This is a genomic window from Lactobacillus kalixensis DSM 16043, from assembly GCF_001434335.1.
Lineage (GTDB): Bacteria > Bacillota > Bacilli > Lactobacillales > Lactobacillaceae > Lactobacillus > Lactobacillus kalixensis.
Genome location: NZ_AZFM01000003.1, coordinates 96,345 through 110,529 on the forward strand (window position 1 = coordinate 96,345; position 14,185 = coordinate 110,529).

A 14,185-nucleotide genomic window follows, 5' to 3' on the forward strand; every position below is an offset into this window, starting at 1 on the left:
ATTATTAATATAGTTTAATTAATACGAGAGAGGTAATACTATGGTTGATGCAATTAACGACCAAAACTTTGAAGAAGAAACTAGTAATGGTGTAGTTTTGACTGATTTCTGGGCAACTTGGTGTGGTCCATGTAAAATGCAATCTCCAGTTATTGATCAATTGGCTGAAGAACGTCAAGACGTAAGATTCACTAAGATGGATGTAGACAACAATCAAGAAACTGCAAAGAACTTGGGAATTATGGCTATTCCAACTCTTATTATCAAGAAAGATGGTAAGATTGTTGATCGCTTGACTGGTTACACCCCAAAGGAAAAGTTAAACAGCATTTTAGATCAATATACAGACTAACTAATAAAAATCAGAACAAACAAAGAGGACGGCGAAAGCCGTCCTTTTCTAATTGGATTGTTTTTCTAAAATATCACGAATATCTTTTAAATAATCTTCTGCTGTAGGGGTAGGATCAACTTGTTGTTCCTCTTTTTTAATCACTTTGTTAAGTGATTTTACGATTAAAAAGACAACTAAAGCAATAATCAAAAAGTTAATAATAGCATTGATAAAATTACCATATTTAAATGTTGCGTCGCCAACTTTTACTACCAAGTTGGACAAATCGATTTTGCCAATAAATAATCCAATTAAAGGATTAATCAAGTCTTTTACAAGCGAATTAACAATTGCGGTAAAAGCGGCACCAATAATCACACCTACAGCTAAATCAATCACATTTCCACGTGCGATGAATTGTTTAAATTCTTTTATCATCAGTGTTCCTCCTATATTTCTTACTCATTTTTAAGTATACAGGAAGATGAAAAAATAGACTATTTAGTTGCCTAGCCAAAGCGTGCTACTAATTGTACTTTCTTTTCTTTTTCTAGAATAGCAATTTCACATTCGGTTGGACGATCCATTGTAGTTTGCACAGTTTCTGCAATCATACCACTTTCAAGTGAAAATTCTTTACTATCACTATTTAAACGGTCTTCAACAGTTTGACCACTTAATTCATAAGTAATAGAGGAACGACGTTCTTTAACTTTGACTAAATTACCAAATTCAGCCATGTTAAAAAACTCAACTAAATCGTCAAAAGAAGAAAGAGCGTAATGACGTGCTACGCGCTTACCAGCCCAGTAAAGAATAGCAGCATTATCGTCGCCTAAGATTTCTGGTAATAAAAAGTCACGATAGAGTTGATTAATAAAATATACATGTTCGTTTGGTTGTTCAGTATTGTTTTCCATAAAGTTTTCATCCCTTTTATTCTTTTTTATTTTACCGTAAACTAGTAACAGTAGAAAACAAAAATTTTTCTTTAGGGGGAATAATTATGGATAGACGTCCAATTGGACTCTTAGATTCAGGTGTTGGCGGCTTTACAATCGTTAAAAAAGTGATTAATAAACTTCCTAATGAATCGACAATTTTTATTGGGGATAGTAAGCACATGCCATATGGCGATAAGTCTCGTGAAGAAGTCATTGAACTAACTCGCAAGAGCGTTAATTTTTTATTAAGTAAGAATGTTAAGCTAATTATCTTTGCATGTAATACAGCTACAGCTGCTGCAATGGACATTATTCAAAAAGAAATTGATGTTCAAATTATCGGTGTAATTCAATCTGGTAGTTTAGCAGCAGCCAGAACTACGAAGAATAACAAAGTTGCAGTTTGTGCAACCCCAGTAACCATTAATTCACATGCTTATGAAAAAGAAATCAAATATAGAAATTCAGAAATTGACGTTACTGAAGTAGCAACACCTGACTTAGCTCCATTAATTGAACAAAGAAAGAATTTTGAAACTAATCTTAAAGCTGTTGAGCACGATTTAATTCCACTTAAGGAAAAAGATTTTGATACTTTTGTTTTGGGATGTACTCATTACCCAATTATTCAAAAAGAGTTTGCAGAAGTTTTAGGTAAAAATGTGCATATTGTTGATCCAGCAGATCAAGTAGCACAATATACTTTTAACGTTATGCGGCGCGATGGATTGTTTAACATTCATCCGTCAATTTATCATAAGTACTACACTACTGGAGATCCTGATAATTTTGCCGCAATGGGGCGCGCATTTTTAGGGGATCAAAATTTAGTTGCAGAACGAGTTGATACGGAGAATTTATAATGGCAAAAGAAATTTTATTTGCAACAAATAACCAAGGCAAGGTTAGAGAATTAAAAGAAGCCTTTAAAACTGCAGGTGTTGACTTAGATATTAAGACAAATTCAGATTTAGATAATCCACCACATGTTGCTGAAACTGGAAAAACCTTTGAAGCAAATGCCAAATTAAAGGCACATGCTTTAGCAGAATATTCAGGACTAGCAACAATTGCTGATGATTCCGGCTTGATGGTAGATGCTCTAGATGGTGCCCCTGGAGTCAGATCAGCTCGTTATGCTGGAGAAGCTCATAATGATGCTCATAACAATGCAAAATTATTAGCAGAATTAGGCGGCGTTCCTGAAGAAAAAAGAACTGCTAAATTTAATACCACCATTGTCGTTTCAATGCCTGATCACTTTGACCAAGACTTGGTTGTAAGTGGGCAGTGTGAAGGTAGAATTATGCCAGGACCACGCGGAGAAGATGGTTTTGGATACGATCCACTTTTCTATGTTCCAGAAAAGGGTAAGACTTTTGCGCAAATGACGATTGACGAAAAGAATGAAATTTCTCACAGAGGACGTGCAATTGAAAAGTTATTAAAAGAACTTCCTGCATGGCTAACGCAGTTTGATTAATGAGTTAGGTGAGCTGTTGTGGTATTAGAAATTATTTCTATTTATCAAAACTATTGAGATTAAAAGAATAAAATAAAACCGGAGATAGGTTCAAAAAATGAATTTATCTCCGGTTTATTTATTTTGCAAGAGTAGTTTTAACAACTGGTTCATCCGCAAATTTAATATTATTTTCTTGCAAGACTTGAATATATTTAGCTAAATATAGATTGCGAACAACGCTTTGTTTACCAGGTTTAACCTGAAAATGAATTTGGTAGACAAACTTTTTACCTGTTTGTTCAGTAATTCCGACAATTGTCGGTCCTTGAATAATTGTCTTTTTTTCTACCTTGATATCACGATTGCATTCCTTAATTAACTGTTCAACTTTATTAATATCATTGCTGGCATCAAGATCTAGAGTAAGGTCTAAGCCAATGCCGCCGTGAGCTAGGTTTTGCACAACAGTGATGTTCCGATTAGGGATATAGATCATTGAACCATCTGAAGCCTTAAGTCTTGTCGTTCTAAGGCCTAATTGGACAACTGTTCCAACGCTAGTTCCGATCTGAACTAAATCTCCGACATCATATTGATCCTCGCTTAGAATGAAGAATCCGTTGACTAAGTCGCTGACAAAGCCTTGTGCTCCCATCCCTAAAGCTAGGGAAAAAATTCCGGCACTGGCAAGTAGCGTTCCAACAGGTACACCTAAGATAGAGAGAACTCCAAAAAGATAGAAGAAAATCACGGTATATTGAAAAACACTGTTAATTAATGCTGTGATTGTTTGAGTTCGTTTATTGGTATTTCTTTTAGGCCGAGAATTTAGATATCGATTGATAATCTTTTTACCAAAATGAGAGATTAGATAAAAGATTATAGTTGTAATTACTAGCTGCCAAGTTATTGATAATAAATTATTACCAATCTTGTCCCAATCTAGGGAAATATTTTTTACTTTAATCCCTAAAGCATTTTTCATGGCTAAACTCCTCGTATTTTAAATTCTTGTTTATTATCTTAACAAATTACATATGGATTGAGAATAAAGCATTTTCATGCTAGACTTTTTTTAGATATAAATTTGGAGGTATAAGATGGCAATTTCATACGGCGCTCTTGCAGGCTTAATTGCTGCAATCGCATTTTTAATTTTAGTATTGTTTACTATTCCAACACTTGTACGCACTTCAAAAGCTTTAAAAGAAGTTGACCGCACTATGCAGACTACTAACAAGTCAATCCAAGAAATTTCGGCTGATGTAGATGGCTTGATAAAGCAAACTAGTGATTTGCTTGATAAAACAAATGATCTTTTAGCTGATGTTAATGGTAAAATGAAGACAATAGATCCAGTTGTTCAAGCTGCTGCAGATTTGGGAGAAAGCGTTTCAGAAATCAACGATTCTTCTAAGAAAATGGTAAAACGTTTTAATAATGTTCGCAGTGCAAGAACTGGAATAGTGTCTTCGATTATGACTGCTCTTTTGGCAAGACGTTTGCGTCGTAAGGGTGAAGACTAATTTTAATTAAATAAAGGAGGAATTTTAAAATGAGTAAGTTTACTAATTTCGTTGTTGGTGCCGCTTTAGGTGCCGTTGCAGGTTTTGTTGCTGGTTCATTATTAGTTGATGATGATCAAATTGATGACGTTAAGAAGAAATTCCAAGATAACGAAAAACTTCAAGACTTAAAGAAAAAATATGACAATGGTACTGAAATTGTGAAGAACCAATTGGCATCTTTTCCTAAGAGTGTAGAAGATGACTCAGAATTAAAGGACTTTGATGATATTGTCATTGATGATTCAAATAATGATGTCGATGATAATGCAGAAAATACTGCTGAAGATTTAAATAATGCAGAAAAAAATGATGATACTGCAGATGAAGGCGTAAATCAGCCAGCTGAATAATTACCTATAATAAAAAACTCATAGTTGCTATCACTTCAAGTTGATAGTAATTATGAGTTTTTATTTTAGTCTTTAACTGGAATATACTTTAATTCTTTGTCAGTATGAGTGAAAGTTTCAAAGCCATTCTTGGTTACTACACCGCAGTCTTCAATTCTAACACCAGCAACATTTGGAATATAGATACCTGGTTCAATTGAGAAGCACATGCCTTCTTCTAAGACAACATCGTTACCTTCCATGATCTGAGGAAACTCGTGAACGTTCATCCCAATACCGTGACCTAAACGGTGAATAAAGTATTCGCCATATCCAGCTTTTGTAATAATATCACGAGCAATCGCATCAAGTTCGCCTGCAGTCATACCTGGTTTTGCAGCGTCAATTGCAGCTTGTTGAGCTTCGCGGTCGATTTCGTAAATTTCCTTTTCTTTCTCAGTTGGTGTACCATAAGCAACTGTTCTACTTGAGTCTGATGCATAGCCGTTATGCATTGTACCTAAGTCAAACAAGACTAATTCGTTAGGTTCAATCTTGTTCATGGTAGGCCCTAAGTGCGGGTTAGCAGCATTGGTACCGGCTTGAACGATGGTTTCAAAACTGGTGTGCATAACACCTTTTTGCAATTTTAATTGATAGTCGATTTGTCCTGCAACATAACGTTCAGTAACACCATTTCTTAAGGCGTTAAAACCAATTTGAAATGCAAAATCAGCTTCAGCTCCGGCAGCTTTAAGTTGTTCAACTTCTTCTGGAGTCTTAATTAAGCGACTCTTAGCGATAAACGGTGAAACATTGCCTGAAAAATCAACACTTGGAAAGACACGTCTTAATTCTTCTAAGCGTTCAACTGAAAGGAAACTCTTTTCAATTGCTGCTTTTTGAGGATTGGAAACGTGCTTTTTAACTAAATCAGCAATTTTTTGCCATGGATCTTGGTGGTCTAAATAGCCGTATACATCACCATCCCAAGCAGAGTTCTTGGCTTCTTCAACATTTAATTCTGGTGCAAAGATGAAAGGAGCTTGATCTTTAAATGCAAGCAATGCAAAAATTCTTTCGTGTGGATCCATACTGTAACCAGTAAAGTAAGCAATACTGATTGGATCTGAAATATAAGCAAAATCGTTGTCTGTATCAATTAACCATTGACTCAATTTTTCTAAATTCATGATATGGCCTTTCTAAAATTAACTTGTTAATATTTTTCATCAAGTATATCATGAATAAACATGAAAAAATGAAAATAAAACTGCAAACGTTTGCATTGCTTTGGGCATTTGTGTTAAATTTATTGGGAACCAAATTAATAAGGAATGAGATATATGCATAAACAAGAAGTTACTATTTATGACGTTGCCCGTGAAGCTAAAGTTTCAATGGCAACTGTCTCTCGTGTTGTTAACGGTAATAATAACGTTCGTAAGGAAACTCGCGAGCGAGTTGAAGAAGTTATTAAGCGTCTACATTATCAACCAAATGCTGTAGCTCAAGGATTAGCTTCAAAAAAGACTACTACAGTGGGCTTAATTGTTCCAGATTTGACTAATTTATATTTTGCAGAATTGTCAAAGGGAATTGATGATATTGCGCTTTTGTACAAATACAATATTATTATTACCAGTATTGAAAATCGTTTAATGAAAGAAGATCAGGTTATTCAAAGCTTGCTTAATAAACAAGTTGACGGTGTGATTTATATGTCCAATCGTTTACCTGATGAAGCAGCAGAAGCTTTTAAGAGAACAGATACACCTGTTGTTTTAGCCGGTACTAAGGATAATCGTGCTGAATTTCCATCTGTTACAATTGATTACAAAAAAGCAGGAACTGAGGCTTACAATTTGATGTACAATGATGGCAAGAGAAAGTTGGCATTAGTTGTAGGTGACCCAGACGCTGTTGTTAACAGTGATAATAGAGTTACTGCATATCGGAAATTTGTTAAGGATCACGATATTTCTGAAGAACATATTTATACAAACGTTAACGACTATTCAGATGGTTACAATTTATTCTCACAGCTCGAAAAAGACGGTATAGATGGCGTGCTTGTAACACGTGATAGTACTGCAGTCGGTATTTTAAATGCCGCTCTTGATGCTGGAAAGAAGGTTCCAGAAGAGCTTGAAATCATCACTTCAAGTGCTACTCAAATTGCTTCTGTTGTGCGTCCTGCCTTAACCACAGTTAAGCAACCACTTTATGATATAGGTGCTGTAGCAATGAGAATGCTTACTAAGTTGATGAACAACGAAGAAATTGACGACACCCATATTGTAATGCCATATGAATTAGTTAAGAAGCAAAGTACTTTGAATTCTTAATTTGATATATTTACTTAATAAAAAAAGAGATTGATGTTCAATCTCTTTTTTATTGACGGTTGTAAATAATATTATTGAGTCTATTCATAATTGCGGTAAATGACTGACTTATTTTTGATTGAGGAAGTGGATAAGATAGTAACGCTATATTAGAGTAGCGACTTATTTTAGGTAAATTTTTCAAGATTGTTAATTCTGCTTTGTTAAAAAATCCGTAGAATAAAATATCTGATGCTTTAATCCAACCATCTTTGGTGTAAAGCCACATACTCTGTGGACTACCATTAAAGTTTTGAATTTTATAAGTTTTATCTGGATTAAGATATTTGTTGGTTTTAGCAGTATTTTCAGGATAAGTATAAAGCGGAACCTGTTTATTTGGCTTAGCCACAATGGACTTATTTGCATATGGGGTGATATTTTGTGGAGTAAGGTCAAGATTGACGAATTCTGCAGAAATAAAGCTCTTTTCAGCTACCTGATAATAAAGACGATCATCAACTCTAACACCATACATAATGTGTAATTTTTGGTTTGGATATACATATTTTTTCTTTGAGATACGAATATAAGGATTAGTTACAATCGGTGTTTTATCTTTACCCAAATAAATTGCGGTTCGGTCAATTGCGTATTTTTTTGTGCCCTGTTTTGCTAGTTTGTATTTAAAACCAGTCGCAGGGAAGTTGGTAACAACGCCGTCAACATTTTTGTTAATTAACCAATTCCATAAACTAGGTGACTCATCCATCTCTGCCCAAACAAAAACTTGGCGGTGAACTCGGTGGAGCCAGCGAATTAAAAAAGGATGATCCTGAATGATGTCTGAGGAAACATTAACAGCGTTTACTTGTGGTAAGTTGCTGAAATTAATTCGCTTTAAGCTACCAACAATTAGAATTAGATATGCATGTGGCATTAATTTTCTCAAACGAAATAAACTTGCTGCAGAAAAAGAATGAATCATGATTCTATTTTCCATATGATATTTTTTAACTACTTTTGCAATTTTATTTTCAAGTTCATAAGAATGATCAATGCTGTGATCAATTTTGGTTTCCAAAACAAATTTAGTATTTGGCCGGTTTTTGTAATATTTAAATAATTCATTTAAAGACATTACATGTTCACCGTTATCGTAACGTAGCTGTTTCAGCGATTGAAAAGTATTTTGTGATACAATTGCATGTGTATGAGTAACGCGGAATAAATCATCGTCGTGGGAGATTACCAGGACACCGTCTTTTGATAAATGCAGGTCTAGTTCGATATAGTCAGCACCGGAATTGAAGGCGGAGTTATCACTCTGAATAGTTTCTTCAGGATACTTAATTGGATCTCCGCGGTGCCCCACAACAGTGAAGCCGCTTGAAAAAATAAAAATAAAGCTAAAAAGCAGAACTTTAAGCAATTGGCTTTTTAATTTCATGTGTACACCTCTATCGCATATAACAATAGCATGGATGTACATTTTTTTCTATTTTTCGCAAATTCTTTAGAGTAGAACAGGTGTAAGGTATGGAACATCAATACGAAAATTTAGATTTAATTGAAGAGATAACGCGCAAAGATGGTAGTAAGTATTTTGAGATTTCTAATATTGATCAAAATGGAATTGCAGAGCTTGCAGCCAATCGCGGTTATATTAAAAGAGTGAAAATTTTACAAGTAAATATTGCTAGAACTAAGCCATTGATTACTTATGAAAAATATATCAATGATACTTATGATTTGCAGACTTTGCTTAATGAAGATGATTGGAAAGATCCAAAATGGATTGAATGGGAAAAACCAAAAGGAAAAATTTTAGATGCCTATAATATGGTGTTAAAGGCTAATCATATTGGCTAGAAAGCAGGTTTCTTTATGGAACAGATTCGGATATTGCATACTAATGATCTTCATTCACATTTTGAAAACTTCCCCAAAATTGGACGCTATTTAGAAAAAGCGCAAGCTGATCCAACAGTGGATGAAGTTTATACTTTTGACTCTGGCGATTTTATGGATCGCTCACATCCCTTAACTGATGCAACAGAGGGGCAGTTTAATATTAAGCTAATGAATGGTTTTAAATATACTGCTGGGACAATTGGTAACAATGAAGGGATATCTAATCCTCACTGGGTGTTAGAGCATCTATTTGATCATGTTGACTATCCCATTTTGCTTTCCAACTTACGTGAAGAAGACGAAACTATGCCTAAGTGGGCCAGAGATTACGAAATTATCACGACTAAACAAGGGGCTAGAATTGCTTTAGTTGGTTTAACTGCAGCTTATCCGATGACCTATGGTCCTAATCACTGGCATATTAAAATGCTAGGTGAAACGATGGATCGAGTTTTGCCTGAAATTGAGGGCAAGTATGATGTTTTGATTTTATTAACACATGTTGGTTTAAAGATGGATTGCTGGCTTGCTAAACATTATCCTCAAATTGACTTAATTGTCGGTGGTCATAGCCATGATTTACTCAAAAATGGCTTGGAAGTTAATGGAGTCTGGATTACGCAGACAGGTAAGTGGGGACATTATGTTGGTGATATTTTAATCGAATTAGAGGATCATAAAGTTAAAAAGATTGTTCCTAGAACTTTTGCTACAGCTGAGATGCCTGAAATGCCAGAAGATGAAGAAGTGATTCAAAGTTATCGCATAAAAGGCAAGGAAATTTTAGAGAGTGAAAAAGTTGCAGATTTACCTGAAAAATTTGAAGGTGATAAGATGGAAGCGATTCAAGTTTCTCTTGATGCAATTGCTGATTTTGCTAAAACTGATTTGGCGATTTTAAGTTCAGGGCTATTTTTGCATCCGTTCAAAGCGGGGATTTTGACCAAATTCGACTTACAGCACTCTTTGCCGCACCCAATGCATGTCGTGCGCTCAACTTTAAGGGGTAGCGACTTGTGGCGCTTAGTAATGGAAATTGAAAAGAATCGACATTATTTGGATCATTTTCCTTTGCAAGGGATGAGTTTTAGAGGGAAAATTTTTGGTCAAATGTACTATAAAGGGATCAAAGTCGATCTGGCTAAGCGAATTGTTTACGTGAATGGCAAAGAGATCGATCCACTGAAAGATTATCAAATTGCTGGTCTAGATCATTATGTTCTAGTGCCATTTTTCCCAACCTTGTCAATTGTTGGTGAAAATGAATTCCTTTTCCCACAATTTTTAAGAGAAGTTATTGGGAATTATTTAGCTAAAAAATATCCATTACCTCAAGAAGTGAAGTAAATGACTAAAAAAGAAGATCAAGAAAATAAATTAGAAGATAAAGAAAACCGTTTTGAAAAAGAACAACCTTTGCGTCATCCGATGGCTGCTGTTTCAGTTGATGGTGGGAGAATCAAGATTAATAAGCAAGTTTATCGAATTTTGATTAATAAAGCGGACGCACTGGATGTAGAAATATTACGTAGAAAATATGACCCATACTTAGATCAATATGATTTTTTGGTAGGGGATATTTCTAGTGAGCATTTGCGGCTGAAAGGTTTTTATAAAGACATTGTTCAGACTGCTATTGATAGAAAAGAAAGAGCAATTGCTGATTATTTGATTGAGTATTGTAATCCGGGCAGTGCTTATTTTGTGTTAGAATTGATTTCACCGGTGCATCGTTATTCTGGTAAGAGCCAAGAAAAAAATGCTTTTCACCGAAAGAGATATAATAAGCAGAATAAGAATAACTTTAAGAATAATTTCAAAAAGCGGAGAGTTCATAAGACAAACTTCAAGAAAAAGTCAGTGGCTGTACAGAAGGGGCACGGGCGTAAGCATGCTTTTGTAATTAAGAAGAGAAAGGATAGCAAGTAAGTGAAAGATTACCGTGTATTTTTAATCGATTTGGATGGAACTGTCTACCGAGGAAACGAAACTGTTGAATCAGGGGTACGTTTTGTTCATCGACTAGATAAAGCAGGCAAGGACTATCTTTTTTTAACGAACAATACTACTAGAACGCCGCAGATGGTAGTTGACAAATTGAAGGGCCATGGCATCGAAACGGATGTTGAACATGTTTATACCCCCAGTATGGCTACGGTGAGCTACATTTTAGAACATAGTCATAAGAAAAAAGTTGGTGTTTATATAATTGGCGAAATCGGTTTGTGGAGTCAGTTGTTAAGCCGGCCTGAATTTGAATTAAACGAGAAAAATCCAGACTATGTTATTGTTGGGATGGATACTGATTTGACATACCATAAAGTCCGCGTAGCAACGAGAGCAATTCGTAATGGAGCAACTTTTATTGGAACTAATGCAGATATGAATTTGCCTTTAGGGGATGAATTTGTTCCAGGTAATGGCTCTCAATGTGCAATGATTGCAGCCGCAAGCGGACAAGCGCCTCTGTATATTGGAAAACCAGAATCTATTATTGTTGAGATGGCACTTGAAAAAGTTGGGTACGATAAAAACAATGCGATTTTAGTTGGCGATAATTATGATACTGATATCAGAGCTGGTTTTAATAGCGGTGTTGATCAGTTACTGACTTTGACAGGTATTACTAAAAAAAGCGATATTGTAGAGAAAAAACAACCTACGATTGTTGTAAACAATTTAGATGAATATGAAATATGATGAAAAACAATAATCCTTTAATAGCCTTATATCATTTACTATTTGCCATATCTTCAAGTGTAGTAGGGGCAATTATTGCTAGTTGGCCCTTGCTTTGGATTTTTATGTTAGTGCAAAAAACTAATGAAACTGTAAATATGTCTATTTTAAAAGTAATGCATAACTACAATCAGTTGATGTGGTATTTGATGTGGCCTTTTAAAACAAAACTAAAAATGGATAACTTTCCTACGTCACGCGATGCTGCACAACATTTTGCAGATTGTAAAAGGCTATTTTTGCTGGCGATTGTTGTCTTTATTGTGTGCTTGATTATGTATTTGATTGCTCGAAAAGATCAAAAAAGGAACTTGCTTAATTTGGATAAAACTTGGGCATTACTTTTCTTAATCTTACCCGTGGCGATCTTACCTTTTGCTATGGCAAACTTTGATACATTTTTTGCAACCTTTCATCATATTTTTTTCTCAAATAGTAATTGGTTGTTTGATCCAACGACGGATCCGATTATCAATGTTCTGACCGAAGGGTTTTTTGCCTCTTGCTTTGCAGTAAGTGGGATTATCTATGAGTTGTTTTTTGCCGCAAAACTATTGCAAAAATAAAAGGAGTTCCTTAATGGAACTCCTTTTTGAGTGAAATTCTTTTTCTTAATGCAACGATTATGATCGGAACTACTGAAACTAAAATAATTGCAATAACAATCATTGAAAAATGGTCTTTTACAAATGGAATATTACCGAAGAAGTAACCGATTGTTGTAAATAAACCAGTCCAAAGTATTCCGCCGACAATATTGTAAGTGATAAAACGGCCGTAATGCATTTTGCTTCCACCAGAAATAAATGGGACAAATGTCCTGATGAAAGGAATAAATCGACCGACTACAATGGTAATTGGTCCATGTCGTTCAAAAAATTTTTCAGCTGCCAATCTATTTTTTTGATTAATGAGTTTATTAAACCAGGAATGCTTTTGTCCAGCATGAGTTGACCAATAACCAAGATGATAGTTTACTGTATCTCCAATGATTGCAGCTAATGTTACGACTAGATAAATCACCCAAATGTTGAGCTGATAGCGCGGATTCGCAGCCATCGCACTTGCGGCAAAGATTAGTGAATCACCGGGTAGAAAAGGAAAGATAACTAGTCCTGTTTCTATAAAGATAATTGCAAAAAGAATTAGATAAGTTGAGCTACCAAACTGATTAACAATTGTAACTAAGTGATCATCAATGTGAAGGATAAAATCGATCAGGTTCATATTTCTCTCCTACATACTTGTTGAGTGAATTGTTAAAGTCTTTTCTGGGAAAAGTCTTCGCATAATATCTGTAATTGCAATTTGAGCTTCACCAAAGCCAACACCAATAACAGGAACACGACCTTCATATGTTGCTATATCACCAATTGCATAAATTCCGGAAATGTTTGTTTCCATTGTGCGGGAGACATTAATCCCAGCTCCATTTAATTCAATTCCCCATTTTTTAACAAAACGATTGTCTGCTCTAAAACCATAGGCCACAACAATTTGATCAAATTCATGATATTCAATCTCTGAGCTTGCCATCTTTTTGAGGCCGAGCTTCAATTTATTATCAACTAGTTCTGCAGTTTTTGGAAGGTACGGCGTCAAAATTTCAACGTTTTTTAAACTACGTAAGTTTTCAACGCTCGACTGCATTCCGCGAAATTCAGAGCGTCGATGAACTAAAATTACATTTGCTTCTTTAGCTAATTCTTGTGCCCAATCTAGTGCCGAATCTCCGCCTCCAAAAACGCCAATCGTTTGCCCAGCGAAACTTTCAGGATCTTTAAAGAAATAATGTACACGTTTTTCAGCTTCTGGAGCTATTTTGACTGGGAATTTTTTAGGCTTAAACGCACCAGCCCCAGTTGCAATAATGATACTTTTTACTAAATATTCATTATCTATGATGAAACTATCCTCATTCTTTTCAATCTCATTTACTCGATGATTAGTTTCAATCTTTGCTTTTTCAGTGAGTTCTGAAGTGAGACGCTCAATTAATTCATCGGCAGTAATATGATTAAAGACAGGAATATCAGTAATGTCTTTAAATGGGTAGAGCATTTTAGGTTGTCCACCAATTTCTTCCATAGAATCAAAAATAACGGTTTTTAAGTTATGAAGATGAGCATAATTGGCAGCAAATAATCCAACGGGACCAGCTCCAATGATTGCTAAATCAAATTTTTTAATTTTAAAAACTCCTCTCAATTGCTGATGTATCAACTTTAACATGAATTTCTTTCAAATTCATTGAAAATTTTACTTGTCAAATCAGACAAAGTAATGTAAATTAATTAAGTCGGCTTCGTAAGAAGTTGATTCAACAAAAAAGATATTTGAAAAAGTTAAAAAAAGACTTGCATTCATCTTTTAAAGTTGGTAATATATTTAACTGTCGTCAGGTGATACAAATCACTTGAGCGACAGAAAAAATAAATCAAATTAATACTTGACAAGAGTTGAGTTGATTTGATAAAACATAAAAGCTGTCTGCTAGAGCAGACAGGCTAGTACCTTGAAAACTGAACAAAGTTTCGCTAAAGTGTGCGGGTGTAAGAACCCAAA

General features: G+C 34.9%; 18 protein-coding genes. 11 read left to right on the forward strand and 7 right to left on the reverse strand.

The window, feature by feature from the left end; translation table 11 throughout:
• Positions 1-40 precede the first annotated feature (40 nt).
• A complete protein-coding gene (gene trxA, locus FC46_RS01895; RefSeq protein ID WP_057797351.1) occupies positions 41-352 on the forward strand; it encodes a thioredoxin in 312 nt (103 codons plus the stop codon).
• A 48-nt stretch (positions 353-400) separates the two neighbouring features.
• Here the strand turns inward: trxA and mscL are convergent, their stop codons facing one another.
• Positions 401-772 carry a large-conductance mechanosensitive channel protein MscL gene (gene mscL, locus FC46_RS01900; protein ID WP_057797352.1) on the reverse strand — a complete coding sequence of 124 codons (372 nt, stop codon included), beginning with the start codon at positions 770-772 and terminating at the stop codon, positions 401-403.
• Between the two features lie 71 nt (positions 773-843).
• Positions 844-1,254: a YslB family protein gene (locus FC46_RS01905; RefSeq protein ID WP_057797353.1), complete on the reverse strand. Its 411-nt coding sequence runs from the start codon at positions 1,252-1,254 to the stop codon at positions 844-846.
• 86 nt (positions 1,255-1,340) lie between these two features.
• Here FC46_RS01905 and murI point away from each other — a divergent pair, with 86 nt between their 5' ends.
• Together murI and FC46_RS01915 are read left to right on the forward strand one after the other, a co-directional pair.
• On the forward strand, positions 1,341-2,141 hold the full coding sequence (murI, locus tag FC46_RS01910) for a glutamate racemase (protein ID WP_057797354.1): 801 nt from the start codon (positions 1,341-1,343) through the stop codon (positions 2,139-2,141).
• The gene (locus tag FC46_RS01915; RefSeq protein WP_057797355.1) at positions 2,141-2,761 is read left to right on the forward strand and encodes an XTP/dITP diphosphatase; all 621 of its coding nucleotides are present in this window, start codon (positions 2,141-2,143) and stop codon (positions 2,759-2,761) included. The genes murI and FC46_RS01915 overlap by 1 nt, the downstream gene beginning before the upstream one ends.
• 118 nt (positions 2,762-2,879) lie before the next feature.
• Here FC46_RS01915 and FC46_RS01920 read toward each other — a convergent pair whose 3' ends face one another.
• Positions 2,880-3,728: a mechanosensitive ion channel family protein gene (locus FC46_RS01920; protein ID WP_057797356.1), complete on the reverse strand. Its 849-nt coding sequence runs from the start codon at positions 3,726-3,728 to the stop codon at positions 2,880-2,882.
• Between the two features lie 115 nt (positions 3,729-3,843).
• Here FC46_RS01920 and FC46_RS01925 point away from each other — a divergent pair, with 115 nt between their 5' ends.
• Together FC46_RS01925 and FC46_RS01930 are read left to right on the forward strand one after the other, a co-directional pair.
• A complete protein-coding gene (locus tag FC46_RS01925; protein ID WP_057797357.1) occupies positions 3,844-4,269 on the forward strand; it encodes a DUF948 domain-containing protein in 426 nt (141 codons plus the stop codon).
• Positions 4,270-4,298: 29 nt separating this feature from the next.
• Complete coding sequence (locus FC46_RS01930) at positions 4,299-4,661, forward strand: DUF1269 domain-containing protein (RefSeq protein WP_057797358.1); 363 nt, start codon at positions 4,299-4,301, stop codon at positions 4,659-4,661.
• A gap of 65 nt (positions 4,662-4,726) precedes the next feature.
• Here FC46_RS01930 and FC46_RS01935 read toward each other — a convergent pair whose 3' ends face one another.
• Complete coding sequence (locus FC46_RS01935) at positions 4,727-5,833, reverse strand: aminopeptidase P family protein (RefSeq protein ID WP_057797359.1); 1,107 nt, start codon at positions 5,831-5,833, stop codon at positions 4,727-4,729.
• A 153-nt stretch (positions 5,834-5,986) separates the two neighbouring features.
• On the opposite strand from FC46_RS01935, the gene FC46_RS01940 reads away from it, so the two are divergent.
• A complete protein-coding gene (locus FC46_RS01940; RefSeq protein WP_057797360.1) occupies positions 5,987-6,988 on the forward strand; it encodes a substrate-binding domain-containing protein in 1,002 nt (333 codons plus the stop codon).
• 49 nt (positions 6,989-7,037) lie between these two features.
• Here the strand turns inward: FC46_RS01940 and FC46_RS01945 are convergent, their stop codons facing one another.
• The gene (locus FC46_RS01945) at positions 7,038-8,417 is read right to left on the reverse strand and encodes a glycerophosphodiester phosphodiesterase (RefSeq protein WP_057797361.1); all 1,380 of its coding nucleotides are present in this window, start codon (positions 8,415-8,417) and stop codon (positions 7,038-7,040) included.
• 89 nt (positions 8,418-8,506) lie between these two features.
• Between FC46_RS01945 and FC46_RS01950 the strand changes: the two genes are divergently transcribed.
• Genes FC46_RS01950 through FC46_RS01970 form a run of 5 tightly spaced genes read left to right on the forward strand, consistent with a single transcriptional unit; the run spans position 8,507 to position 12,186 of the window.
• On the forward strand, positions 8,507-8,839 hold the full coding sequence (locus FC46_RS01950) for a hypothetical protein (protein WP_057797362.1): 333 nt from the start codon (positions 8,507-8,509) through the stop codon (positions 8,837-8,839).
• A gap of 15 nt (positions 8,840-8,854) precedes the next feature.
• Positions 8,855-10,228, forward strand: coding sequence for a bifunctional metallophosphatase/5'-nucleotidase (locus FC46_RS01955; RefSeq protein ID WP_057797363.1), 1,374 nt, complete (start codon positions 8,855-8,857; stop codon positions 10,226-10,228).
• On the forward strand, positions 10,229-10,810 hold the full coding sequence (locus tag FC46_RS01960) for a YutD family protein (RefSeq protein WP_057797364.1): 582 nt from the start codon (positions 10,229-10,231) through the stop codon (positions 10,808-10,810).
• A complete protein-coding gene (locus FC46_RS01965; RefSeq protein ID WP_057797365.1) occupies positions 10,811-11,581 on the forward strand; it encodes a TIGR01457 family HAD-type hydrolase in 771 nt (256 codons plus the stop codon). It abuts the gene before it with no gap.
• Entirely contained in the window at positions 11,578-12,186 is a 609-nt protein-coding gene (locus FC46_RS01970) for a TIGR01906 family membrane protein (protein ID WP_057797366.1), read from the forward strand. The genes FC46_RS01965 and FC46_RS01970 overlap by 4 nt, the downstream gene beginning before the upstream one ends.
• 10 nt (positions 12,187-12,196) lie before the next feature.
• Here FC46_RS01970 and FC46_RS01975 read toward each other — a convergent pair whose 3' ends face one another.
• Complete coding sequence (locus FC46_RS01975) at positions 12,197-12,847, reverse strand: VTT domain-containing protein (protein ID WP_057797367.1); 651 nt, start codon at positions 12,845-12,847, stop codon at positions 12,197-12,199.
• Between the two features lie 9 nt (positions 12,848-12,856).
• The gene (locus FC46_RS01980; RefSeq protein WP_201779048.1) at positions 12,857-13,789 is read right to left on the reverse strand and encodes an NAD(P)/FAD-dependent oxidoreductase; all 933 of its coding nucleotides are present in this window, start codon (positions 13,787-13,789) and stop codon (positions 12,857-12,859) included.
• Between the last annotated feature and the right edge of the window lie 396 nt (positions 13,790-14,185).